Source organism: Xylanibacter ruminicola Ga6B6 (assembly GCF_000687715.1).
Classification (GTDB): domain Bacteria; phylum Bacteroidota; class Bacteroidia; order Bacteroidales; family Bacteroidaceae; genus Prevotella; species Prevotella ruminicola_B.
In genome coordinates, this window is record NZ_JHXD01000001.1 from 347248 (window position 1) to 372183 (window position 24936).

The 24936-nt window shown below is 48.6% G+C and carries 26 protein-coding genes and 1 tRNA gene; 11 read left to right on the forward strand and 16 right to left on the reverse strand.

The window, feature by feature from the left end:
* Positions 1-31: 31 nt before the first annotated feature.
* The 6 genes from T500_RS0101455 to T500_RS0101480 all read right to left on the reverse strand — a co-directional run bounded on the left by T500_RS0101455 (position 32) and on the right by T500_RS0101480 (position 7560).
* The gene (locus T500_RS0101455) at positions 32-1039 is read right to left on the reverse strand and encodes a 2-oxoacid:ferredoxin oxidoreductase subunit beta (protein WP_028906645.1); all 1008 of its coding nucleotides are present in this window, start codon (positions 1037-1039) and stop codon (positions 32-34) included.
* Positions 1040-1085: 46 nt separating this feature from the next.
* Positions 1086-2930, reverse strand: a complete 1845-nt coding sequence (locus T500_RS0101460; RefSeq protein WP_028906646.1) for a 2-oxoacid:acceptor oxidoreductase subunit alpha — start codon at positions 2928-2930, stop codon at positions 1086-1088.
* A gap of 167 nt (positions 2931-3097) precedes the next feature.
* Positions 3098-3170 (reverse strand) — tRNA-Pro (locus T500_RS0101465).
* Between the two features lie 90 nt (positions 3171-3260).
* Positions 3261-5315 carry a hypothetical protein gene (locus T500_RS0101470; protein ID WP_155267383.1) on the reverse strand — a complete coding sequence of 685 codons (2055 nt, stop codon included), beginning with the start codon at positions 5313-5315 and terminating at the stop codon, positions 3261-3263.
* A complete protein-coding gene (locus T500_RS0101475) occupies positions 5293-6138 on the reverse strand; it encodes a hypothetical protein (RefSeq protein WP_051611808.1) in 846 nt (281 codons plus the stop codon). Before T500_RS0101475 ends, T500_RS0101470 begins: the two co-directional genes overlap by 23 nt.
* A 63-nt stretch (positions 6139-6201) precedes the next feature.
* On the reverse strand, positions 6202-7560 hold the full coding sequence (locus T500_RS0101480) for a UDP-N-acetylmuramoyl-tripeptide--D-alanyl-D-alanine ligase (protein WP_028906649.1): 1359 nt from the start codon (positions 7558-7560) through the stop codon (positions 6202-6204).
* An 87-nt stretch (positions 7561-7647) separates the two neighbouring features.
* On the opposite strand from T500_RS0101480, the gene folP reads away from it, so the two are divergent.
* Genes folP through T500_RS0101500 form a run of 4 tightly spaced genes read left to right on the forward strand, consistent with a single transcriptional unit; the run spans position 7648 to position 11509 of the window.
* Positions 7648-8448 carry a dihydropteroate synthase gene (gene folP, locus T500_RS0101485; RefSeq protein WP_028906650.1) on the forward strand — a complete coding sequence of 267 codons (801 nt, stop codon included), beginning with the start codon at positions 7648-7650 and terminating at the stop codon, positions 8446-8448.
* A gap of 2 nt (positions 8449-8450) precedes the next feature.
* Positions 8451-9233, forward strand: a complete 783-nt coding sequence (gene cdaA, locus T500_RS0101490; protein ID WP_028906651.1) for a diadenylate cyclase CdaA — start codon at positions 8451-8453, stop codon at positions 9231-9233.
* Positions 9234-9272: 39 nt separating this feature from the next.
* Positions 9273-10283: a phosphate acetyltransferase gene (gene pta, locus T500_RS0101495; RefSeq protein ID WP_028906652.1), complete on the forward strand. Its 1011-nt coding sequence runs from the start codon at positions 9273-9275 to the stop codon at positions 10281-10283.
* A gap of 32 nt (positions 10284-10315) precedes the next feature.
* Positions 10316-11509 (forward strand): acetate kinase, encoded by a 1194-nt coding sequence (locus T500_RS0101500; protein WP_028906653.1) that lies wholly within the window; start codon positions 10316-10318, stop codon positions 11507-11509.
* 54 nt (positions 11510-11563) lie between these two features.
* Here T500_RS0101500 and T500_RS16220 read toward each other — a convergent pair whose 3' ends face one another.
* The 5 genes from T500_RS16220 to T500_RS0101525 all read right to left on the reverse strand — a co-directional run bounded on the left by T500_RS16220 (position 11564) and on the right by T500_RS0101525 (position 15540).
* Complete coding sequence (locus T500_RS16220; RefSeq protein WP_155267384.1) at positions 11564-12049, reverse strand: hypothetical protein; 486 nt, start codon at positions 12047-12049, stop codon at positions 11564-11566.
* Positions 12046-13218: a porin family protein gene (locus tag T500_RS0101510; RefSeq protein ID WP_028906654.1), complete on the reverse strand. Its 1173-nt coding sequence runs from the start codon at positions 13216-13218 to the stop codon at positions 12046-12048. Before T500_RS0101510 ends, T500_RS16220 begins: the two co-directional genes overlap by 4 nt.
* Positions 13215-13754, reverse strand: coding sequence for an RNA polymerase sigma factor (locus T500_RS0101515; protein ID WP_028906655.1), 540 nt, complete (start codon positions 13752-13754; stop codon positions 13215-13217). Before T500_RS0101515 ends, T500_RS0101510 begins: the two co-directional genes overlap by 4 nt.
* 6 nt (positions 13755-13760) lie before the next feature.
* Positions 13761-14447: a hypothetical protein gene (locus tag T500_RS0101520; RefSeq protein ID WP_155267385.1), complete on the reverse strand. Its 687-nt coding sequence runs from the start codon at positions 14445-14447 to the stop codon at positions 13761-13763.
* Between the two features lie 70 nt (positions 14448-14517).
* On the reverse strand, positions 14518-15540 hold the full coding sequence (locus tag T500_RS0101525) for a sugar kinase (RefSeq protein ID WP_028906657.1): 1023 nt from the start codon (positions 15538-15540) through the stop codon (positions 14518-14520).
* Between the two features lie 161 nt (positions 15541-15701).
* Between T500_RS0101525 and T500_RS0101530 the strand changes: the two genes are divergently transcribed.
* A complete protein-coding gene (locus T500_RS0101530; protein WP_196243446.1) occupies positions 15702-16247 on the forward strand; it encodes a hypothetical protein in 546 nt (181 codons plus the stop codon).
* Positions 16248-16648: 401 nt separating this feature from the next.
* Here the strand turns inward: T500_RS0101530 and T500_RS0101535 are convergent, their stop codons facing one another.
* The 5 genes from T500_RS0101535 to efp are packed head-to-tail and all read right to left on the reverse strand — an operon-like array spanning position 16649 to position 19996.
* Positions 16649-17413 (reverse strand): UDP-2,3-diacylglucosamine diphosphatase, encoded by a 765-nt coding sequence (locus T500_RS0101535; RefSeq protein ID WP_028906659.1) that lies wholly within the window; start codon positions 17411-17413, stop codon positions 16649-16651.
* Between the two features lies 1 nt (position 17414).
* Complete coding sequence (locus T500_RS0101540) at positions 17415-17735, reverse strand: metal-sulfur cluster assembly factor (protein WP_028906660.1); 321 nt, start codon at positions 17733-17735, stop codon at positions 17415-17417.
* A 19-nt stretch (positions 17736-17754) separates the two neighbouring features.
* Positions 17755-18444 (reverse strand): RadC family protein, encoded by a 690-nt coding sequence (radC, locus tag T500_RS0101545; RefSeq protein WP_028906661.1) that lies wholly within the window; start codon positions 18442-18444, stop codon positions 17755-17757.
* Positions 18441-19430, reverse strand: coding sequence for a glycosyltransferase (locus T500_RS0101550; protein ID WP_028906662.1), 990 nt, complete (start codon positions 19428-19430; stop codon positions 18441-18443). The genes radC and T500_RS0101550 overlap by 4 nt, the downstream gene beginning before the upstream one ends.
* Positions 19430-19996, reverse strand: coding sequence for an elongation factor P (gene efp, locus T500_RS0101555; RefSeq protein WP_028904062.1), 567 nt, complete (start codon positions 19994-19996; stop codon positions 19430-19432). The genes T500_RS0101550 and efp overlap by 1 nt, the downstream gene beginning before the upstream one ends.
* Before the next feature lie 174 nt (positions 19997-20170).
* Between efp and rpmH the strand changes: the two genes are divergently transcribed.
* The 6 genes from rpmH to T500_RS14885 all read left to right on the forward strand — a co-directional run bounded on the left by rpmH (position 20171) and on the right by T500_RS14885 (position 24936).
* A complete protein-coding gene (gene rpmH, locus T500_RS0101560) occupies positions 20171-20326 on the forward strand; it encodes a 50S ribosomal protein L34 (protein ID WP_013063965.1) in 156 nt (51 codons plus the stop codon).
* Positions 20327-20432: 106 nt separating this feature from the next.
* Complete coding sequence (locus T500_RS0101565) at positions 20433-21083, forward strand: PASTA domain-containing protein (protein ID WP_028906663.1); 651 nt, start codon at positions 20433-20435, stop codon at positions 21081-21083.
* Complete coding sequence (locus tag T500_RS0101570) at positions 21080-22123, forward strand: RluA family pseudouridine synthase (RefSeq protein WP_028906664.1); 1044 nt, start codon at positions 21080-21082, stop codon at positions 22121-22123. The genes T500_RS0101565 and T500_RS0101570 overlap by 4 nt, the downstream gene beginning before the upstream one ends.
* A 21-nt stretch (positions 22124-22144) precedes the next feature.
* Positions 22145-23137 (forward strand): D-alanine--D-alanine ligase, encoded by a 993-nt coding sequence (locus T500_RS0101575; RefSeq protein ID WP_028906665.1) that lies wholly within the window; start codon positions 22145-22147, stop codon positions 23135-23137.
* Between the two features lie 3 nt (positions 23138-23140).
* Positions 23141-24283, forward strand: a complete 1143-nt coding sequence (locus T500_RS0101580) for a hypothetical protein (protein WP_028906666.1) — start codon at positions 23141-23143, stop codon at positions 24281-24283.
* The gene (locus tag T500_RS14885) at positions 24280-24936 is read left to right on the forward strand and encodes a hypothetical protein (RefSeq protein ID WP_036908130.1); all 657 of its coding nucleotides are present in this window, start codon (positions 24280-24282) and stop codon (positions 24934-24936) included. Before T500_RS0101580 ends, T500_RS14885 begins: the two co-directional genes overlap by 4 nt.

The following is a 24936-nucleotide window of genomic DNA, read 5'->3' on the forward strand; positions in this document are numbered from 1 at the left end:
GGAGTTTACAAACTCGCGGGTTATTTAGAGGTTATTTAACCTCCCAAATGTCATTGGTCTCGAGCAGCTCCTCAAAGTTGTGATACTTCTTCTGAGCAGCTACCTCAGCCAGCTGAGCATGAACGGCATCGTTGTAGGTAGGAGCCTCTACATCGCGGATTACACCGAGAGCGATGGGGAATCCATCCTCAGGTGTCATCATGGCCAGCTTCAGCTGCAGAGTGTTATCCTCGCAGTGAGCGTCGTGAACCAGTACGTCGTCGATGGTGTAGCCATCCTTACCGATCTCAACAACCTTCAGTCCGAAGCCCTGCTGTACCAGTCCGAACTCATTGTTCTCACCGAACACGAGCTTCTCACCGTGCTTAACGTAGATAGCGTTCTTCTTACGGCCCTCGTTGTTATATACTACATCGTGGCAGTGGTCGTTGAATATTACACAGTTCTGCAGAACCTCAGTAACGCTGGCACCTTTGTGCTCGTAGGCAGCCTTCAGTACCTCAACAGTACCCTTGGCATCAGTAGCCACGCAACGGGCAAAGAAGTGTCCGCGTGCACCGAAGCAGAGCTCTGCTGGGCGGAAGGGATCCTCAACGGTTCCGTAAGGGCTCGATTTTGATACGAAGCCACGAGGTGAGGTGGGTGAGTACTGACCCTTAGTCAGACCGTAGATGCGGTTGTTGAGCAGGATCATGTTGAGGTCGATGTTACGACGGTTGGCGTGGATGAAGTGGTTACCACCGATAGCCAGTCCATCACCATCACCTGATACCTGCCATACGGTCAGGTTGGGGTTAGCCACCTTAGCACCAGTAGCGATGGCAGCGGCACGACCGTGGATAGTGTTCATGCCGTAGGTAGCCATGTAGTGTGGCAGACGGCTTGAACAGCCGATACCTGAGATGACTGCTACGTTCTCGGGAGCTACGCCAATCTCGGCCATAGCCTTATGGAGTGAAGCCAGGAAGAAGTGGTCGCCGCAACCAGGGCACCAACGAGGCTGGCCTTTCTTAAAATCTTGTGCTGTATAACTCATAATAGTTTACTTCTTTTAGTCGCTACGCTTTGTAAAAGCGCTAAAGCGGTTACTTTAAAATTTCCTCGAATGCGTTCACTAACTCTTCTACTACGAAAGGCTGACCCTTAACCTGATTGAACTGGTAAGGTACGAAGCCGTCAACCTTCATGCGGAGGTAAGCGGCCAGCTGACCCATGTTCTGCTCGGCTACTACCACCTTCTTGTATTTAGTAAGAACGGCAGTAGTGTTCTTTGGCAGTGGGTTCAGGTACTTGAACTGTGCCTGAGCTACCTTGTAGCCCTTAGCCTTCAGTTCATCCATAGCAGAGTGCAGGTGGCCGTAGGTTGAACCGAAACCTACAATCAGCAGGTCGGCATCTGCAACGTCGCCGTCAACTTCGAGGTCGGGCACCTGGATATTGTCGATCTTCTGCTGGCGCAGACGAGTCATCAGGTCGTGGTTCTCAGGGTTGGTAGAGATGGCACCAGTGTTAGAGTCCTTCTCCAGTCCACCGAGGATGTGAGCGAAGCCCTCGCGACCAGGAACTGCCCAGTAGCGTGTTCCGTTTTCGGCACGCATGTATGGTGTCCACTTACCCTTCAGCTCCTCAGGAACGTAAGGAGGATTGATGGCATCGAGCTTAGCCATCTCGGGCAACTTAAAGGCACCCGAACCATTAGCGATATAAGCATCGGTAAGCAGTACAACAGGTGTCATATGCTCCAAAGCCATCTTGGCTGCTTGGTAAGCAGCGTCGAAACAGTCGGCAGGACTGGTAGCAGCCATTACAGGCATGGGGCTTTCACCGTTACGTCCAAACAAAGCCTGCAGCAGGTCGGTCTGCTCACTCTTGGTTGGCAGACCAGTAGCAGGACCACCACGCTGTACGTCGAGTACTACGAGTGGCAACTCCATAATCACAGCCAGGTTCATGGCCTCGCTCTTCAAGCAAACACCAGGACCAGAGGTTGAGGTAACACCCAGTGCGCCGGCGAACGAAGCACCGAGAGCCGAGGCGCAGCCTGAAATCTCATCCTCGCACTGTACGGTGATGACACCGCACGACTTGTGCTTACTGAGCTCGTGCAGCACGTCGGTTGCAGGAGTGATAGGATAAGAACCTAAGTAAAGGCGCAGACCAGCCTTCTCGGCAGCAGCGATGAAGCCGTAAGCGGTAGCCTTGTTACCGGTGATATCCATATAGCGTCCAGGAGTTTTCTCCTTGGTTTCTACGCGATAAACATTGATAGCGCTTGAGTGGGTGTTGTGACCGTAGTCCCAACCAGCCTGAATCACCTTGATGTTAGCCTCGGCGATAGCAGGTTTCTTGGCAAACTTTTCACGCAGGAAGTTAGCTACGAGGTTCAGGTCGCGATCGAAGAGCCAGCAAACCAATCCGAGCGCGAACATGTTTCTACATTTCAACATAGCCTTGTTGTCCATACCGCTGTCGGCCAGACAATCCTTAACCATGGTAGTGAGAGGGCACTGGATCACACGGTCGGGGTCGATACCCATCTCGCCGAGGTAATCCTCGGTGGCAAACTGGGCCTTCTCCAGATCCTTAGGACCGAATGAGTCTGTGTCGATGATAATCGTTGCACCGGGCTTGGCGTAACGATACTGAGTCTTCAGGGCGGCTGCGTTCATGGCTACGAGCACGTCGCACTTGTCACCAGGGGTGTAAACTTTACCAGCACCGATGTGTACCTGGAAACCTGATACGCCAGTGAGCGAACCTTGCGGGGCGCGGATGTCGGCTGGATAGTCGGGGAATGTTGAAATGCCGTTACCAACGGTGGCACTGACCGTAGAGAAGATGTTTCCAGCAAGCTGCATGCCGTCGCCGGAGTCACCAGAGAAGCGTACGACCACTTGGTCAAGCTCCTTCACTTCCAATGTTTCTGCCATAATATTCAGTTTTGTTTCTAACGTTTCTAACTTACGGGGTGCAAATTTATTCAATTTTAGCGGAATATCCAAGGAAAAACGCAAAAAAATGCATTTCTGGACGAAAATTTATACATAAAGCAATAAAAAAGGTGGCCGTTTTACACAGTCACCTCTCTTGCTCTAGGTCGGGATGAGGCGACTCGAACGCCCGACCCCTACGTCCCGAACGTAGTGCGCTACCAACTGCGCTACATCCCGATTTTGCGGGTGATCCCGAAGAATCGCCTGCAAAGGTACATCTATTTTTTGAAATACGTGCACGAAAAGGGATAATTTTTACTAAATCCCTTATTTATGCTTACTGTAGTATTGACGGAACTGGTCGTACTCATCACACTTGGTAATATACGCTGGTTTGTTGGGCGTATTCTCAACCATATTGTACAGATTCTGGAAGGCACGGAACTGCCACGATTCGCGGTTATACTGCCTGATATAGTCGGCTGCCTGCTCGTTCCATTCATTGCTGGTCCACAGCTTGGCACCAGGTGTGGCATTATAGAGTTCCTGCCAGCCCATGGCAAACATAGCTTTCAACTTCAGGTTCTTATCTTTTGTCATGGTTGTTTTCTGCAACAGCTCAACAGCTTTAGCACCAAAGTCAATTTCGTTTACACGTACCGAGTCGTAGATATTCTTCGAGTTGCGGAGCAGCCACCAGCAGTCGCCCTTCAGGCTGGCTTGAGCATAGCGTACGGCCAGGTCGTAATAACGTTGGTCGAGGGCTTTGTCTTGTAGCAGGTTCAGCGAACTTTCCATGGCCTGCATCTCCTTACAGAATTCGAGTTTGATGTTTTTGTCCCACTTCTGCTCGCGCTTGTAGGCATTGCTGCTATCAAGCCACTGGCGTGTTATCCAAGGTTCAACATCGTACTTGCGTGCTGTAGAATAATAAAGGTATTCCTGACTGTGGTGATAGTTAAAGTATGTCAGGGGCAGTTTGCTGAGCCACTCGATGGCTTTGTCCCATTTGGCTAAGCGCATGTACTTGGTGCCAATGAGTTCGATGTACGATGAGTCGTTAATCTGGAATTGACGCTGCAGGAACTGGTCGAAGGGCTTGTCGCCTGGTGTCTTGGTGTAATAGAAAAACTTCTCCAGGTCGGTCACAGGCATGGTTTCCATACGCTCGATGTAATCGGTGTTATTAGTGATGATCATCAGTGCCAACTGCTGCTCGGGTTTGTTCTGATAGTGGGGCACAATAGCCTGATACGAGAGTCGTCGCATTGCACTGTCAAAGAATCCGTCGGCTGTTTGCTGCTTAGACTGCAGCCATGTCAGCTCTTCGGTAAAATACGTGTCAAAACTGTCGTTGGGTTTAGCTGTGGCGGTAGTCATGAAGAATTTCAACACGCGGGCATTATCCTTCATACGCTGGGTACCTTCCATTTGCATGGCGGCATTGATATCCTTCAGGGCTTCCTGTTTCTTCCCTGCCAGGTATTCTAGCCAGGCTTTGGCACTTTGCCACATGATGGGTGTTTCGGTTTTGCCTTCGCGTACCACTTTCTGACAGAACTGCTGCATCTGAGCCGACTCCTGCTGGTTGATGTCGCGGATAAAGAGCTTACCGCCCAAAGCACCTTCGGTCTTGGCATCTTCGGCTTCCTGAGCATTGTTTACAAAGTCCTGCAACAGGAATGGTAGCACCTTGGCATTGGGATTTTGCTGGTATTGCTGACTGATGGCCTGGAACGAGCGTTTCTTATAATAGATGGTCATCAAACTCTCGTAGTCGTCCATCTCGGCAAACATCTCGCCAGCTTCGGCTGTGCGACCGCTCTTATACAGGGCGCCGGCATAGATGTTCTTCATCATATCCTTATATACGGTCTCGATGAACTTGCTGGCTGTTTGCTCCCAGAAATTGATGTTGTCCTGATGGCGACCCAATATCATGTTACATCGCATATAGAGCAGGGCGTGCTGCGAGCGCAGTTTGGTCTTGGTTTTGCCAAGGGCATAGGTGCGTACAGCTAGCAGGTCGAGTTTCTGGTTGTTGATGTCCTGAGGTGTGGGGTAGTTCCACTCGTATTGCTTGCGCTGTTCAATATCTACGCAGTTCAGATATTTCTTCAGGTTCTGTAGGTAGCTCACCATCAGGATATCGCCTTTCTTTCGGGCGGCCTTGATGGCATCGTCGGCATTAAACCAGAAGTACTCCTCGGTAGATCCGAGATAGGCTTTCCAGTTGTCGTTGCAGATACGCTCCACACGGTTCTTAAAATTCTTCTGTTCGTACATGCTGAACAGATAAGAGTTGGTGGTGTCCCACCACAAGCATGCCATCATGGGCATGGCGAATACACATAAAAGGCTAATGATGATAAATCTCTTCATAGGTCTCGGTCTTATATCTGTTAATGTTATCTGTTTCCAAATGATAGGTAATGACAGCCTTACTCAGGCTGGGGCGCTCTTTTTCCAATGCTTTCTTTACTTTCAATATTTCGGCCGCATCAACGGTATGTTCTATCCTTACGTTCTGTATGTTGCGTATCCATTGGTAAACGGGGTAGGCTGCAGCGAGGGGTAATTGATATTGAGCCAGCTTGTTGAGGTATGGATACACATCGCGGTAGTCGAGAATGGGATTCCTTTCCTGCCATTTACGTGGATCGCCTGTGTTGTAAACCATCAGCACGCCATAATCCACAGGTGGCACGGGCATAGATAGCTGGTGCAGGCGGATGGTGGTGGATAGATGATAGGAGGTGGGTGATAGGTGATGGCGTACTTGCTCCAGAAACTCATAGTACGTGGCGCGACTCTTTGAGGTGTAATCGCAGTCAATCTGTATCTCGTGAACGTTGCCGATGTGGTTGGTCTCGTTCATCTGCTGAATGCGGTTCACCAGTTTTTCGGCCAGGTCCTTGTGGGGCTTGTGCATACAGTCCTCGGTAATGTAAACGGTGGGGATGAGTTCGATGCCGGCTGGCAACGTATCAGTAAAAGCGATGGTGGCATTGGGCTTGGGCTCAGTGCCATCATCGTTCATCACTACATCAAAATAGCGGCAATATACCTTGCTGATATGGTGCTGCCTTAAAAAGGCGCGCTCGGTAGAATCGAGATGCAAGTCGGTGCGCCAGTAATACACACCATTACTCTGCTCAAGGCTCTCGTCTTGATACCTCTGCTTTCCGCAACTTGTCAGTAGCATAAGCAGACAAAAGTATGTTATGCACCTCTTAATTCTCAATTGTCAATTCTTAATTGTCAATTGTTACAGCAGTTCGGGCAGTTGATAGAGTTTGGTGCTGTTTGAACCCTTGATAAGGATGTAATGGCCTGCTGGCTGTTCGGCAGCGATGGCGGCTTTTACCTCCTCTACATCCTTAAACTTACGGAAGTCGCACTGGGTGTCCTCGAACTCTTCGCCTACCAACCATACAGTCTTGATATCCGATGTCTTCAGATAGTCAACCACATGCTGGTGCTCCTCAGCCGATACCTCACCCAGTTCGCGCATGGCACCAAGGATGGCCATCTTGTTGTCGGCCTGCATAATCTTGAAGTTCTCAAGGGCTGCCTGCATCGATGAGGGGTTGGCATTATAGGCATCCACTATCAGGTGGTTCTTTTCGGTAACGGTCATCTGACTGCGGTTGTTAGATGGTTCGTAAGCTTCGAGGGCGGCTACAATTTTTTTGCGATCTACACCAAAGTTGATACCTACGGCGATGGCTGCCAATAGATTGTCGATGTTATACGATCCAATCAGCTTGGTCTGTACCTTATGCCACTTGGTGCTGCGACCCTCTTCTTCGAGTATCATCAAAGGCTCGCGCCAACGGAACTTCAGGAATGGGTTGCACTCCAAAACCTCGCCGCTGATGCACGAGTACTGGTTGTCGGGGTCGGTAGAGTAGGGCGATAACCACATCTCCTCGTCGTCGCTAATCTGATCTATCAGATGCTCGTTGTCGGCATTGATAAAGATAAGACTATCCTCGCGACTGCGCAGGAAATCATACAGCTCGCATTTTGTTTTAATCACACCCTCGAACGAACCGAAGCCCTGTAAGTGGGCACGACCAACGTTGGTGATCAGTCCGCAAGTAGGCTCTGCGGTCTCGGCTAGTGTCTTGATGTCGCCAGGATGACTGGCACCCATCTCAATCACGGCTATCTCATGCTCCTTGTTCAAGCGGAACAGGGTCTTGGGTACACCTACATCGTTGTTAAAGTTGCCCTGGGTGTAGAGCACATTGTATTTCTGTGAGAGCACAGCGGCAATAAGCTCCTTGGTAGTGGTCTTTCCGTTGGTGCCTGTGATACCGATTACGGGGATATCAAACTGGCGGCGATGCTCGCGGGCCAGGTCCTTGAAAGTCTGCAGCGTATCATCAACTAGGATGATTCGCTTAGCTAGACTATCTAGAGGGTCTAGGTTCTCTAGAACACTTGCTTCATCCACGATGGCATAAGCACAGCCTTTTTCGAGTGCCTGCAGGGCAAATTTATTACCATTAAATGACTCACCTTTCAGTGCCAGAAAGATGCTTCCTTCGGGGCAGTCACGACTATCGGTTGTGATGCACGGATGCTGCTCATACAGCTTGTATAGTTCCTTAATATCCATAAACTTCGTTATTTTTGGTGCAAAGATAGTGAAAATTCTTAATTCAGGATTCTTAATCCAAAAAAAATGTGTATCTTTGTGGGCGATATGAACGAAACGATTCAAATTCGAGGCAAATTAGTGGATCTCAGCACCCCGCAGGTGATGGGAATCCTGAACGTTACGCCCGACTCTTTTTATGCAGGGAGCCGAGTGCAGACTGAGTCTGAAATTGTGCAGCGTTGTCATCAGATTATCGACGAAGGTGCAAGCATGATTGATGTGGGTGGCTATTCTACCCGTCCTGGTGGCACCGAAGTGTCGGAGGCTGAGGAGATGGAGCGCCTGCGCTTTGGTTTGAAGATTATTCGTCGCGAGTTGCCCGATGCCATTATTTCGGTTGATACGTTCCGTCCCGATGTGGCCCATATGACGGTTGAGGAGTTTGGTGCCGATATCATTAACGATGTGAGCGAAGGCAACGAAACCATGTACCGGTTAGTGTCGCGCTTACGCGTACCTTATATATTAATGTCGCAGCAGCCCACGCTGAAAAGCATGCTGATGTCGTTTGCCCGACAGGTACAGCAGTTGCGTGATTGTGGTGCTTGCGATATCATTCTTGATCCTGGTTTTGGTTTCGGTAAGACACTGGAGCAGAATTACGAGATTATGAACCAGATGGAGCGTCTGCACGTGATGGAACTGCCCCTGTTGGTAGGCATCTCGCGTAAATCGATGATTTTTAAACTCTTGGGTACAACGCCCATGGAGTCGCTCAATGGTACTACGGTACTTAACACCATTTCGCTCATGAAGGGGGCTCACATCCTCCGAGTGCACGATGTCCGTCAGGCTGTAGAATGCGTAAAAATGGTGCAATCGTTAAATAGTCAAATCGCAAAATAAACATGTTCTTCGAGTTTGGCATAAAGGACTTCATCGACATCCTGCTTGTAGCTATGATACTTTACTACATCTACAGGCTGATGCGCGAATCACGTTCGCTTAACGTGTTCATAGGCATTCTGATGTTTGTGATTACGTGGCTGTTCGTGTCGCAGGTGGTCGAGATGAAGTTGCTTGGCTCGATACTCGATAAGTTGGTGAGTGTGGGTGTTATTGCGCTCATCGTACTTTTCCAGGACGAAATCCGTAAGTTCCTTTATAACGTAGGTGCCCATCGTCGTATGCGGGCATTTGCCAAACTGTTCACATCAAAAGATGTGGGCGAAGAGGATAAGAAGGCACTCAAGGAGATTATCATGCCAATTGTGATGGCATCGATGAATATGAGTCGTGGCAAGGTAGGGGCGCTCATCGTGATCGAGCGTGCGATGCCACTCGATGAGATAGCTGTGACGGGCGATCAGATCGACTCCAACATCAATCAGCGACTCATCGAGAACATCTTCTTTAAGAACTCACCCCTGCACGATGGAGCCATGATTGTATCCAAGAAACGTATCAAGGCCGCAGGTTGTATCCTGCCGGTAAGTCACGATATGGATATCCCAAAGGAGTTGGGTTTGCGACACCGTGCTGCCATGGGCGTATCGCAAGAGAGCGATGCTGTGGCCATCGTTGTATCCGAGGAAACGGGTGGTATCTCTGTCGCCGTTAAAGGTGAGTTCCATCTGCGTCTCTCGGCTGAGGAACTGGAGAGTATCCTCACCAAAGAATTAGAACAATAAAGAATTCATATATATAACATTTTAAAACAAATCAAAGTTATGGATCTATTAAGTTCAATTGTAGCGCGTGCTAAAAGTGATAAGCAGCGCATTGTGCTCCCTGAGGCAGAAGAGGAGCGTACACTCTGTGCAGCCGATAAGGCTCTGGCCGACGACCTCGCCGACATCATCCTGATTGGTAACCCTGCTAAGGTTGAGGCTCTGGCTAAGGAGAAGGGACTCACCAATATTGGTAAGGCAACCTTGATCGACCCTGAAAACTACGACAAGAGCGAAGAGCTTGCTGAGAAGCTGGCTGAGATTCGCAAGAGCAAGGGTATGACTATCGAGGAGGCTCGTAAGCTCATTAAGAATCCTCTGTACCTGGGTTGTATGATTATCAAGACCGAAGGTGCCGATGGCCAGATTTCTGGTGCACTCTCTACTACTGGCGATACACTGCGTCCTGCCCTGCAGATTATCAAGTGCCAGCCTGGTATCACCTGTGTAAGTGGTGGTTTGCTGCTCATCTCTAAGCAGAAGCAGTATGGCGAGGATGGCGTATTGGTAGTTGGCGACGTAGCTGTTACCCCAATGCCAGATGCTGCTCAGCTCTCACAGATCGCTGTATGCACCGCTCAGACTGCTAAGAGCGTGGCTGGTTTTGCTGAGCCACGTGTGGCAATGCTCAGCTTCTCTACTAAGGGCTCAGCTAAGCACGAGGTAGTAGATAAGGTAGTTGAGGCTACTCGCTTGGCTAAGGAACTCGATCCAGCACTCAAGATTGATGGTGAGTTGCAGGCCGATGCCGCTCTGGTTCCATCAGTAGGTGCTAAGAAGGCTCCTGATTCTGATATCGCTGGTAAGGCTAACGTACTGGTATTCCCTAACCTCGAGGTAGGTAACATTGGTTATAAGATGGTTCAGCGCCTGGGCGATGCTATCGCTATCGGTCCTATCCTGCAGGGTATCGCACGTCCTGTAAATGACCTGTCGCGTGGTTGCTCTATCGACGACATCTATTACATGATTGCTATCACTGCTTGTCAGGCAATGGACGCTAAAAAGTAATTGATAATTGAGAATTGAAAATCGATAATAATATGAAAATTCTTGTATTGAATTGTGGCTCTTCATCTATCAAGTACGCCCTGTACAACATGGACGATAAGAGTGTGATGACCAGTGGTGGTGCTGAGCGTGTAGGCTTGGACAATGCCTTTGTAAAGTTAAAGCTGGCCAATGGCGAGAAGAAGCAGATTATGCACGATATCCCCGAGCATACCGAGGGTGTTAAGTTTATCTTCTCTCTGCTTACCGATCCCGAAATCGGTGTGATCAAAGATCTGAAGGAGATCGACGCTGTAGGTCACCGTATGGTGCACGGCGGCGAGAAATTCAATAAGAGCGTGATTCTTACCGACGAGGTTCTGAAGGCTTTCGAGGAGTGCTCTGATCTGGCTCCCCTGCACAACCCCGCTAACCTGAAGGGTGTTAATGCTGTTAAGGAGCTGATGCCAGGTCTGCCTCAGGTAGGTGTGTTCGACACCGCCTTCCATCAGACTATGCCTGCTAAGGCTTATATGTACGCTATTCCTTACGATCTGTACGAGAAGTACGGTGTGCGTCGCTATGGTTTCCACGGCACCTCTCACCGTTACGTATCAGCTCGTGCTTGCGAGTTCCTGGGTATCAAGGCCGAGGGTACAAAGATGATTACCTGCCACATCGGTAATGGTGGTTCTATTGCTGCTGTTCTGGATGGCAAGTGTATTGATACCTCAATGGGTCTTACTCCACTCGAGGGTCTGGTAATGGGTACTCGTGCTGGTGATATCGACGGTGGTGCTGTTACCTTCATCGAGAAGAAACTCGGTCTCGACGCTGATGGTATGAGCAACCTGCTCAACAAAAAGAGTGGTGTAGCTGGTATCACTGGTGGTTCGAGCGATATGCGCGACGTAGAGAACGCTGCTAAGGCTGGTGAGCCAAAGGCTGTACTGGCTCAGCAGATGTATTTCTATCGTATTAAGAAGTATATCGGTGCTTATGCTGCTGCCATGGGTGGCGTAGATGTAATCGTGTTCACCGCTGGTGTTGGCGAGAACCAGATTTCTATGCGTTCTGAGGTTTGCAAGGGCCTGGAGTTCCTGGGTGTGAAGTTCGACGACGAGAAGAACAATATTCGTGGTGAAGAGGCCATCATCTCTGCCGACGACTCAAAGGTTAAGGTTGTTGTTATCCCAACCGACGAGGAGCTGATGATTGCTACCGATACTATGAATCTGCTGAAGTAATTTAGCTAATAATATTAATATGACGATCCCCGCCCAACCGGCGGGGATTGTTGTTTAAAAGGCATAACCTACGCTGATGTAGGGATATGGCATAATAAGTATGCTGGGGGTTATACCTAATCGCAGGGTTAAACCACGCTTAGGTTGCACTCTGATGCCTGCATTCAGGAACGGAATAAAACTAAAACCGTTCTTAATTTCCTTGGGGTCTTTCGCATAATCCCTTGTATGATAGTAACCAACCGTGGAGCCAAAACCCATCTCAAACTTCAGCAGTTTGTTTCCAAGGAGATAGTTCAACTCTAAGGGAGCGGATACACCGTGTATCTCACAATCCTGGGCAGGAAAAAGAAAGGCATAGCTTAATCCTACGCGATAGCCGGCACCCTCGTTGCCTTTAAATCGTGAGTCGTAGTTAATACCACAACCTTGGTGCGGACCTAGAAACTCTACTGAGATGCTCCTGGCAGGCTTTTCGCTGGTTTGTGCGCTTGCCGTCAAAGAGAAGGCAAGTAGTGAGAGTAATAATAGTTTCTTCATTTTGGTGAGTTTAAGTCGAATCTGAGTCCCAATTGTAGATTGAAACTCGTAGGTTTATCTTTAAAATAATTATTGATAGTACTACCATTATCCATATAGTGACGAACACCAGGTTCGGCATACAAACTCAGCTGAGGGATGATATGGTATGCCAATCCCAGACTGCCACCTACCGACCACTGCATGCGATCCTTGTCCATTACCTGATTCACCCCATCGGTGTTCGATTCGGCCTTGATATTCCAGTCGGCTTGGGCGCCTGCAGTAAGATAAATACTGATGCCATGCCATTGCAACAGGTGGGCCTGAAGGTTAAGGGGTACGCCTATGTAGTGGAGCTTCTGATGGCGCTGTATCTGATGGTTGGGCATCAGGGTGGTAAAGGTTGAATTCTGCCTGGTATAAACCAAACCCGAACTGAGCGACAACCAGCTATTGAGTGGATATCCAACAGAAAGACCGAACGATATGGGTTGGTTGTGGCTCTCTTGCTCTTCGTAATCTGCTAGAAAAGCACGCGATGCTGCCACTCGATGCAACAACTGTGGGTTCATCATCACCGCATTCTTATTGTTCATATCGTTGGTGTTGCCCTGAGCAAACAGTCCCATGGTAAGGCGCATCGGCTTTTGCTGATGATGCTTCGCATGAGAATATGCCTTAGGCTCTGCTGACAGTGGGTGATGTACCTGCGGGCTTGGTGTATCTTCCTTGGGTTTGTTAGCCGTTTCATCGGGTTGTGTGGCCTTCTCTGTTGGTTCAGAAACTACGTTTTCTGGTAGCATAGCTGTTTCTGCTATCTGTGTAACTGCTTTTGCTGCTGTTAATACCTGAGCAACCAGTTTCTCTTGAGCCTTTACATCTGCATCTGGGGTGATATCTGCTTGGGTGGCTACGGGCGCTTCTTCCTTATCGGCATGATTGGTAGCCTTAACCTGTGCCACTTGTGGCTGTACGGGCTCGTTGTTCCACATCAGATAGGCACCACCAAACAGCACACCAATGATAGCAGCTGCCATTAGCCAACGACGCATAGCTATGTGGTGCACCGCCCCTTTAGCCTGCTTATCGAGCGAAGCCTCTATGCCCTCCCACAAGTCGCGTGTTGGCTCCTGGTGGTAGTCTTTCAGGTGGTTGTTAAGCCTTTCGGCCCATTCTTCTTGCTTCATATCTCGTGTCGTTTGATGTAATCTGTTATCATTTGGGTGAGTATCTGTCGCGCTCTCGACAGCTGTGAGGAGGATGAACTCTCTTTGATGCCTAACTTATTGGCTATTTCGCGATGAGAGCAATGCTCGAACACATACAGGTTTAGTACCATTCTGTAGCCTGTAGGTAGCTTGGCAATCATCGCCGTCAGCACATTGGGCGGTATCCGTTCTATCTCTGGCTCTTCGTCCTGTGTATCAGGGATGACATCGGTAAACGTCATGCGCTCATGATGTTTCACAAAATCAAAGGCCTTATTAGCAACAATCCTGCCTATCCAGCCTTTCAGCGAACCCTCGCCTCGGTAATCGAACTTGCCGATAGAGGTAAGGATGGTCACAAAGCTGTCCTGCACCACGTCTTCCACGTCGCTCACTTCGGGTATATACCTTAGTCCTATAGACATGGCATAGCCCTTGTAGCGTTCGTAGAGTTGCCTCATGGCAGCACGATCGCCTTGGTTGATGGCTGATAGCAGTTGCTGTTCGTTCTCCACTTCTTTTTACTTAACTCTTTCGATACTGGTGAACTTGAGCTGCATCGTGGGATTGAGCGTCCTGCTTTCTTTCTGCCCATCGATGATGGTTTCTATCTGCGTTACCGTTAGTATGTTTGTGAACGATGCACCGCTACGATCAAACAAAGCGGTAGATTCGGTAGGTGCTATCGTCAGTACTACTGCCATCAGCGTGCCGTCATCCTTGGTTACGATAAATGGCAGGTATATGGTGCCATATGTTTCGCTGGGCATCATCTCCAGATAGAACGATAGATCTGATATGCCGATAATGCGATAAGGAACGGCGAGGGTCGACTCCAGGCAACTTCCGTTTCGATAGTCAATCAGGGTCTGCATCCAAAGCTCTTCTTCGGGTGTTGGTGTGTTGCCATAGGGTGCTTCAGCCGAAAGCTTGGCCACCTTTACCTCAGGCAGGAATTTCTCCATGATAGCTGCGTAAGGATAATCCGCGCAAGCTACGTTGTTTTCGCCTTTAAATCCTAATACAGTACGTATATAAGTCTCGTTGCCTTTCACGTTGTCAACCATCCATACACCTTTGAAAGTGTAATCGAGTGATGGTTGGTCAGAAGGGTCGAGATGTGGGTCACCTGTTTCAAGCATATCGCCACCAGGACTGCATGATAGCAGCGTGACTAATACTATAAATAATGGAAATATTCGCTTCATATTTGTACACGTTTTATTGCTTCTTTATCCATTAAACGATGAAGAAGGCCAAATACTGCATCAAGAAATGTTAAATTTTCACATCAAGAATCTCTTCTTCGGTCGAGAGGTTGAAATCGCCTGGGATGGTGTTCTTGAGGGCTGCGGCAGCTAACGAGTAATTCAACTGCTTCTGCATGTCGTTGGGGAACAGACTGATGGCATGCAGCCAACCACCCATAAAGGCATCGCCCACACCTACAGGCTCCACCACATCAGGGATATCCATGATAGGTGCCTGCAACAGTTTATTGTCGGTATAAAGCAGGGCTGTCAGGGTGTGATGGTTCGAGCTTACGATATTACGCATACCCATCATCCAGTGTTTTACACGGGGGTAGGTAGCATGCAACTCGTCGAACCACTCTCCATACTCTTTCATCTGCATAGTGAAGTTTGAGTCGGTAGCCGTGAATGGTGGCTGTGGATGCTGCGACAGCCAGTCGAACTCGATGGCATCGCCAAACATCATATCGCAACGCGACAGCATGCGGCTCAGGGTTTTACGTGGCTCAGCACCTTCGTACTTCCACAGGTTCTTGCGGTAGTTGATATCGAAGCATACAGTAATACCCAACTCATCGGCCACGTCGAGTGCCTCGAAGGTGGCATCAGCAGCCTGTTGCGAGATGGCTGCCGTGATACCCGACACATGGAAGTAGCTGCAATCCTTCAGTATCTCGCGCCAGGGAATCATGCCAGGCTTCAGGTCGGAATAGGCCGAACCGTTACGGTCGTAAATCACCTTGGCAGCACGCATGCCGGCAGCAGGTTCAAAGTAATAGGTGCCAATACGCTGTCCGCCATAAAGCACACGGCTGGTATCCACACCAAGCTCTGCTAAGCTCATGGCTCCTGCATGACCTACTGGCGTATCAGGCAGTCGGGTAATATAGGTTACATCTTCGCCCTGGGTAGCCAACGATACGGCCACATTAGCCTCGCTACCACCATACTTACTGGTAAACAGGTCGCCCTGAGTCAGTCGCAGTTGTCCGGGCTTCGAAAACCTGAGCAACAGCTCGCCAAACGTTACTATCTTCTTTCTGTTCATGTTGGTCATTATCTGATAACTTCGCTGCAAAGATACATATTTTAATTCAAAAAGACTTAATGTTACATTAATTTTTATATCTGTAAGATAATATAATATTTCATTTTGAAAAGATATGCAGAAAAGTATTACATTTGCACCCGTATTGAAAAGACTAAATGATGAAACTGTATCTGATCATATGGTTAATGTTGTGGTGCTCTGAGGTGTTTGCTCAGCGCAAACTGGTGGTGGCCAGTTTAGAGTCGAAAGCGCCGCAGCGTGATATCAAGGTTCGTGTTGATAATGGCGATGAGATTGTTACCCCATGGAGCGGCGAGATAGAGGTGCCCGACAGTTTTAAGCGCATCACCCTCAGTCATCCCAGATTCCAGCATCGTTATGTGCTGGCCAACGAGCTGCATGGCGATACCATTTACTTGATACCAACCTTGCATGCCATCGACGAGGTAGTGGTGTTTGGAACCGACCGTAGCAAACAGATGATGGCCAACATCATGCGTCCTGCAATCCCTAAGGAAGTGCCACTGCCACAAGTGGTACCAGCTGGTCCCAATGTGTTAGCCATGTTAGGCTGGCTATTCGAAAAGACCGTGGCCCCAAAGATTGAGGCCAAACAGCGTAGAAAGAGAGCCCTGAAAGTAGTACGCCAGAAAGAGCAGGAGTATGAAGCCAAATGGGATGCCCTAAAGGCTCCCCAGAAGTGACCACGATACTCTTTAACATATTTTGATGCAGTATTCTGATTTTTGATGTCATAACGTCATATCTGATGTAAACATCTGTAAAATAGTAAATTACAGATGATGATATTATATGATATTAAATTCTTTAACGTCATATTGTGGCTGTTATATGACATTGAGATAGGTTGTATAAAGTGTTTCATCCGGAGAAACACTTTGTTTCTCAGGGCGAAACACTTTGTTTCTACTGATGAAACATGTTGAAAACATAGGTTCTTTTATGCAGTGATGTACCTTGTATGACATCATGTGTTTTAATATGACATCATAACGTCATATATAACCAACTAAAAGTCAGATGGTTATAATGAATATGACGTTATGACGTTAAAAATACGAATAATTTGCAGTGAAGTGCTTTTTCATGGGCGACTCTCGCCTTCGATGTATTGCGAAAGGAGCAGGTGCTCGCCATCAAACATTACATAGGAGAACTGACTAATCCAGTCGCCTAAGATAATCATGCGGGCTTTCTTGGTGAGCTGCAGATCTACTTCGATGTGACGATGACCGTAGATGAAATAATCTACGTTAGAGTGGTACTGGATGTACTTTTTGGTAAACAGTACCAGATGCTCGCGGTTCTCGCCCATATAGGCAGGCTCTTCGCCGTTAGGACGTTTCATGCGACTGTGCTTGGCCCAGTTCAATCCAAACCACATGCCCCAACGGGGATGTAATGACGAGAAGGCCCACTGACAAGCCTTGTTGTGGAAGATACTCTTGATAAGTTTGAACTTCTTATCAGGATCGCCCAGTCCGTCGCCATGCGCCAGGAAGAACATCTTTCCGTATATCTCCGTGGTCTCAGGTTTCTTATGCAGAATCACCCCGCACTCCTTTTCCAGATATTCGTAGGCCCAGATGTCGTGGTTGCCGGTAAAGTAATGCACCTCGACACCCATGTCGGTGAGCTCCGAGATTTTTCCAAGGAAACGGGTATAGCCCTTGGGTACTACATATTTATATTCGTACCAGAAATCGAACATGTCGCCCAGCAGGTAGATGGCAGCCGCCTTCTCCTTGATGCTATCGAGAAAGCGAACCAGTCGGCGTTCCTGCATGCGCTGGTGCGGAATGGCTAACGAGCCCAAGTGGGCATCGGAAAGGAAATATACGTTCTTCATATTAATCGAATCCAAGTTCAACTCTCGCTTCTTCGCTCATCATACTCTGATCCCAAGCGGGTTCGAACACGAGATTAACATTGGCTCCCTTTACGCCATCCACACTCTCTACCTTGGTGCGGACATCCTCAAGGATAAAATCTGCAGCGGGACAGTTGGGGGCAGTAAAGGTCATGTCCAACTCAACAGAACTGTCGTCCTGTACATCTATCTTGTAAATCATTCCCAGGTCGTAGATATTGACGGGAATCTCGGGATCGTAAACGGTCTTCAGTACATCTACAATCCGCTCTTCTATCTGTGTTTTCTCTTCCTGTGTCATAACTGTATATGTTTGTTTGTTAGCATTTTCCTTGTTCGTGGTAGCTGTAGTAGTGGCCATCGGTAACGATGACGTGATCGGCAAAGTGGATGTCCATCAGCTTACAGGCATTCATGATGCTGATGGTTAACTCATCATCCTGTTTGCTGGGCGTGATGCCACCCGATGGGTGGTTGTGACATGCCACCAGCTGTGTGGCGTTGCAGAGTACTGCCTCGCGGATGATAAGGCGAATATCTACTGCTGTTGCGGTAATGCCGCCACGGGCAATACGCAGTTTTTTTATCAATCGGTATTGCTGGTTTAGCAGCAGTACCCAGAACTCCTCTACATCCAGATCCTGCATCACTGGGTGCATGTGGTTGTAGATACGAGTGGCTGTGCCCAAGTCGGGGCGTTCTTCGGGTGTTTCCATCTGTCGGCGCTTGCCCAGTTCGCAGGCTGCCAGGATGGTGATGGCCTTGGCCTCGCCCACGCCATTGTACTGGCACAGGTCGTGAATGGATTTCTTGCCTAAGGTGTTCAGACTGTTGTTGCAGTCGGCTAAGATGCGCTTCATTAAATCTACGGCGCTCTCTTTGGTTGAACCCGAACCAATCAGTATGGCCAATAGCTCTGCGCTGCTCAGTGCCTCGGCACCCTGCGTAGCCATCTTTTCGCGAGGACGATCCTCTTCGGCCCACTGATTAATGTTCAGTTTCTCGTTCATTTGTAGAAATTCTTTTCGAAAGCGGTAAATTCGTCTTGCTTCAGTACGCAGCGTTTCCACCACGACTCGATGAAGCCGAAACCGTAGCCCATCAGCTGTACAAAGGCGGCGGGGATGCTGAGCAATCCTACCCACAAGCTCTTGTTCTTGATGCTTGAGTCGATGCAGAGCAACAGACTATATAATATAATAGGAACGCACGCGAGTGCCCAGAAAAGCGAAATGAGCAGCAACCCGATGACACCCAAGGTGAATACGGTTGGCAGTAGATGCACTAACTTCATAGTGCCGGGATGGCGCTTCTCGAGATTGATACGAGCGATACCGCTGTTGTACACCTGACGGAAGAACTTACGGAAATCGGTACGGCGCTTGTGCCACACCCATGCCTCGGGGAAGAGACGTGGCATAAAACCTGCTTCCACAATACGGTATGAGAAGTCGATATCCTCGCCAAAACGCATCTTGGTAAAGCCGCCCAACTGAAGATACACATCGCGACGGATGCCCATGTTGAACGAACGGGGATAGAACTTATCGAGCTTAGCCTTTCCGCCGCGGATGCCACCTGTGGTAAAAAAGGATGTCATCGAATAGCTGATGGCCTTTTGTATCGGGGTGAACGATGGGTGCGTGGCGTCGGGACCGCCGAAGGCCTCGCATGGGTTCTGCTTGAGCTCGTCTTCTACTGCCTGTAGATAGCCTGCGGGCAGTACCACATCGCTGTCTAAGATGATAACATACTCACCGTTAGCACGTTCGGCACCATAGTTGCGACTCTGACCGGGGCCGCTGTTCTCCTTGGCGTAATAATGCAAATCAAGGATGCTTGCGTATTTATCGCAAACATCCTTGCATGGTTTTACTGATCCGTCCTCTACTATCAGAACCTCAAAATCCTTAACGGTTTGTTCACAGAGGCTCTGTAACAGTTCGTCTACCTCGTCGGGACGATTGTAGACGGGAACGATGATCGAGTATCTCATTATTCCTTTACACGCTGCAGGTAAGAACCGTCGCGAGTGTCAACCTGAATTAGGTCGCCCTCGTTGATGAACAGAGGAACACGAACCTCAACACCTGTCTCCAGAGTAGCAGGCTTCAGAGTGTTGGTAGCTGTGTCGCCCTTAACACCAGGCTCAGAGTGAGTAACGCGGAGAACGGTCTTAACAGGCATCTCAGCGTAAAGGATAGTACCATCGGTAGTGTCAGAAACAACCTCCACGATGTCGCTCTCCTTCATGTACTCATGACCGATTACGAGCTCGTTGTCGATGGGGATCTGCTCGAATGTCTCCTGATTCATGAAGATACGACCAGACTGGTCCTCATAGAGATACTGGTAAGGACGACGCTCGATGATTACATCCTCTAGCTTCTCACCGATGTTGAAGCGACGCTCCAGTACGCGACCGTCTGAAACGTTCTTAACCTTGATAATCATGATGGTGTTACCCTTACCTGGCTTGCGGTGCTGGAAATCGATGCACACCCAGATGCCACCGTCCATGCGAATGGCGGTGCCCTTTTTAATGTCTTGTGAATTAATCATAAACCTTTAAAATGTTACTTTTATATCGTTTTCGGGTGCAAAGGTACTGCTTTTTTGGAAAAAAACATAAAAAGTTTAGCTAAAAATCGTATAAAATTTGCGTAATTCAAAAGAAATGAGTACTTTTGCACCCCAAATCGGTAAATAAATAACAAAATTAAATAAGTATTCACAATGAAGAGAACATTTCAGCCACACAATCGCCGTCGCGTAAACAAGCACGGCTTCCGTGAGAGAATGGCCACCAAGAACGGTCGTCGAGTACTGGCTGCTCGTCGCGCTAAGGGCCGCAAGAAGTTGACAGTTTCTGACGAGAATCACGGAAAGTAATCCGAGAGGAACTTAGAAAATGAGTTAAAATAGAAAGAAGTAGAGTGAAATCTTTGCTTCTTTCTGTTTTTTTATGTACTTTTGTACCGAAATAGAGAAGTAAAAGATGAAAACAAAAGAATTCTTCGGCAAGTTCTGTAGTAAGTTCCTGATTTGGAACCTGATAGCGATGGCACTCGTGGTCATCCTGTTGGTGGTAGGTGTGAACTACGGACTGGACTGGTACACCCATCACGGTGAGAGTATCAGAGTGCCGAATATAGAGGGTATGCGAATAACCAAGGCACGCGAGATGATGGAAGAGTGCGGACTGGAGATTGTGGTAACCGATTCGGGTTACAACAAACGCTTGCCTGCCGACTGCGTACTGACGCAGAGCCCTGGTGCCGGACTGACTGTTAAGTCGGGGCATACCATTTATGTAACCATCAACTCGTCGAACTCGCCATCGGTAGCTATTCCCGATGTGGTGGATAACTGCAGCTACCGCGAGGCCGAGGCAAAACTGATATCATTAGGATTCAAGGTACTTCCGCCACAGTATGTAACAGGTGAGAAGGATTGGGTTTACGGTGTATCGTGCAATGGTCGAAAGGTATCAACTGGCGAACGCATATCCATCGAACAGCCCCTGACGCTGCTGGTAGGTAGCGGACAGTATGGTTCCGATGAAGAATTGAACGTAATTGGTGGCGACGATGCTCTGATGCAGAGCGGTAATGGCGAAGTGGATGATTTTGAGGAGGTAACAGAATGACAAACGAAACCATCGATATCGAAGAGCAGGAGCAAGAAGACTTGCTGTACGAACACTTTCGTATGGAGGTTGATAAAGGACAGGTGCCTATACGTATTGATAAGTACCTGGTTGAACATCAGCCACACTCCAGTCGTAACCGTATCCAGCAGGCTGCCGATGCGGGTTTTATTCATGTAAACGAAAAGCCTGTAAAAAGTAACTATAAGGTACGCCCGGGCGATATCATCACACTGATGCTCGATCGTCCGCATTACGATACTACGATAGAACCCGAGGATATCCCCTTGGAGGTGGTTTACGAGGATGCCGACCTGATGGTGATTAACAAGCCTGCAGGTATGGTGGTTCACCCGGGATGCGGCAACTTTAACGGCACCTTGGTAAATGCAATAGCCTGGCATCTGAAGGATTTGGCCAGCTACGATCCTAACGACCCAGAGGTGGGTTTGGTGCATCGCATCGATAAGGATACCAGTGGTCTGTTGGTAGTAGCTAAAACGCCAGATGCCAAGACGTCACTAGGAAAACAATTCTTTAATAAGACCACCCATCGCAGTTATAATGCCTTGGTGTGGGGAAACTTTGTGGAGGACGAAGGACGTATCGAAGGAAATATCGGTCGCGATCCCAAGGACCGTCTGCGTATGGAGGTTTTTCCACCCGATTCGGAGATAGGAAAACCTGCTGTAACCCATTACAAGGTGTTGGAGCGTTATGGCTATGTAACGCTGGTGGAGTGTATCCTCGAAACAGGTCGTACCCATCAGATACGTGCTCACATGAAACATATCGGACACCCGTTGTTTGCCGATGAGCGCTATGGCGGTACCGAACTGCTGCGTGGCGAGCGCACTGCCAGCTACAAGGCTTATATCCAGAACTGTTTTAAGCTCTGTCCGCGTCAGGTACTGCATGCCAAGACCTTAGGTTTTGTACACCCCACCACGGGTAAGCAGATGGACTTTACATCGGAGTGGCCTGCTGATATGACGGCTCTGATTGATAAATGGAGAAAGTATATAAAGGCAAAAGAATAAGAAGTAAAAACATAAGATACAATGGAGAACTTAAAGAGAACGATTGCCATCGTATGTGGTGGCGACTCATCAGAACACGACGTTTCTCTGCGCTCGGCACAGGGACTTTATTCATTTTTTGATAAGGAACGCTACGATGTGTATATCGTAGATATCAAAGGACAGGACTGGCACGTGGAGTTGTCAGATGGAACTACAGCTAAGATTGACCGAAACGACTTCTCGTTTATGGAAAACGGCGAGGCCAAGGTTTTCGACTATGCTTATATCACCATTCATGGTACCCCAGGCGAGAACGGTCTGTTGCAGGGCTATTTCGATCTGATTGGTTTGCCTTACAGCACCAGCGGCGTACTGGTTGAGGCTATGACTTTTGATAAGTTCGTGCTGAACCAGTATCTGCGTGGCTACGGTGTAAAGGTGGCCGACTCGCTGCTGATTCGTCAGGGCTACGAGGAATTGGTGAGCGATGATGAGATTGAGGAGCGTATCGGTATGCCATGTTTTGTAAAGCCTGCTGCCGATGGTTCATCATTCGGTGTATCGAAGGTGAAGGAGAAGGATATGCTGGCTCCTGCCATCCGCAAGGCCATGCTCGAGAGTCCTGAGATTATGGTTGAGAGCTACCTCGAAGGTACCGAGATCTCTATCGGTGTTTATAAGACCAAGGAGAAGACCGTGGTTCTGCCTGCCACCGAGGTGGTTACCAGCAACGAGTTCTTTGATTACGATGCCAAGTACAACGGACAGGTACAGGAGATTACTCCAGCCCGTTTGCCCGAGGATGTAACAGAGCGCGTACGCCAGATTACCTCGCATATCTACGATATCCTGCATTGTAATGGTATCATCCGTATCGACTTTATCATCTCGAAGAAGGGTGACATCTCGATGCTTGAGGTTAATACCACACCAGGTATGACTGCTACCAGCTTTATTCCTCAGCAGGTACGTGCAGCAGGTCTGTCGATGACCGATGTGCTGACAGAGATTGTTGAGAATCAGTTTGATTAATATATGAGAGAAGAGTTCGACGAGATCCGACCTTACGAGGCGGGAGAGATGAAGCAGGCGTTCGACGACTTGCTCAACGACAGACAGTTCCAAATGATACTGAAGGGTTTTACCCCTTGGTTGCCTAAATCGATGCGTAACGCTTTGTTGCGCTTGGCATTTACTGGTATCAAAACACCACTCGATTTCCAGAAGCGTTTTATGAAACCTGTGGTTAACTACATCATCCGCAAACATACCGACGGGTGCTCGTTCCAGGATTCTTCGATTGCAGCTTACGATAAGAGTCAGCGATACACATTTGTGTCGAATCATCGCGATATCGTGCTTGACTCGGCATTCTTGGATGTAAAGCTGGTTGAAGCAGGTTATCCCACTACCGTTGAAATAGGTATTGGCGATAATCTGCTTATCTATCCGTGGATTAAACGATTGGTGCGTATGAACAAGGCCTTTACCGTACGTCGTGGCTTGTCGTTGCGCGAAACGTTGGCAGCCTCGCAACTTATGAGTCGTTATATCCACTATGCCGTAACCCAGAAAAAGGAGAATATCTGGATTGCCCAACGCGAGGGTAGAGCCAAGGATTCGAGCGACCGTACCCAGGATGCTGTGCTTAAGATGCTGGCGATGGGGGGCGACTTGAAGGAGCTGAACATCGTACCGCTCACCATCAGCTATGAGTTCGACCCTTGCGACTATCTTAAGGCGCAGGAGTTCCAACAGAAGCGTGATAATCCGGCCTTTAAGAAGTCGCGTCAGGACGACCTTGATAACATGAAGACCGGTATCTTTGGCTATAAGGGTCGAGTGGTATATCGTCCGGCCGCACCTATCAATACCTGGATAGATGAACTGAGTGATCTGCCCAAAACAGAGTGGTTCAAGGCGCTGGCCGAGCGGATGGACCGCGAGATTCATCGTGGCTATGAGCTTTACCCCTGTAACTACATCGCCCTGGATGAGTTGAATGGCAATCAGGCCAATGCAGCCCATTATACCGATGCTGATGTGAAACGTTTCAATCAGTACTTAGCTGGTCAGATGGCTAAGATACAGTTGCCAAATAAGGATGAGGCATTCCTGCGTGAGCGCATGCTGACGATGTATGCCAACCCTGTACGAAACTTAATGGCTGCCCAATGAAAAAGTTGCTTTGCATAGTATCTACCTTCCTCATCATCTCGTGCTCTCAGGATGTTTACGATAAGGGTGAGGGGAAGTACTCTTTGTTGCGAGGCGACTTTGCTGAGGCTATAGTGAACAGCAACCAGCAGGTAACAAAGATTGTTACCGATGATGGCGACGAACTGTCGCTCACTGCACCTTATACTGCCAAGTGGGTGAACAAGGCCGATACCACCTATCGCTGTATGCTATACTATAATAAGGTGAACAATCAGGCTGAGGTGGTTTCGATGGGCCAGGTGCCATGTGCTTTCATTGCTTTGCTTTCGGATTTTGATAAGCCACTGTTGACCGATCCTGTGAAGTTCGAGAGCACCTGGATGAGTAAAACGGGAAAGTATCTGAACTTGAGTCTGCAGCTAAAAACGGGTGTTACCGATGATTCTACTGCCGCCCAGAGCTTAGCGATTGTTAGCGATACACTGGTTAAGCATGCTGATGGCAAGCAGATACGTCATCTTATTCTGTATCACGATCAGGGTAACGTGCCAGAATATTATTCAACCAAGGTGTACATGAGTATCCCTACAAACAGAATTGATGCCGACTCCGTTAGAATCAGCATCAACTCCTACGATGGTGAAGTCATCACCAAGCACCGTATCCGTTAA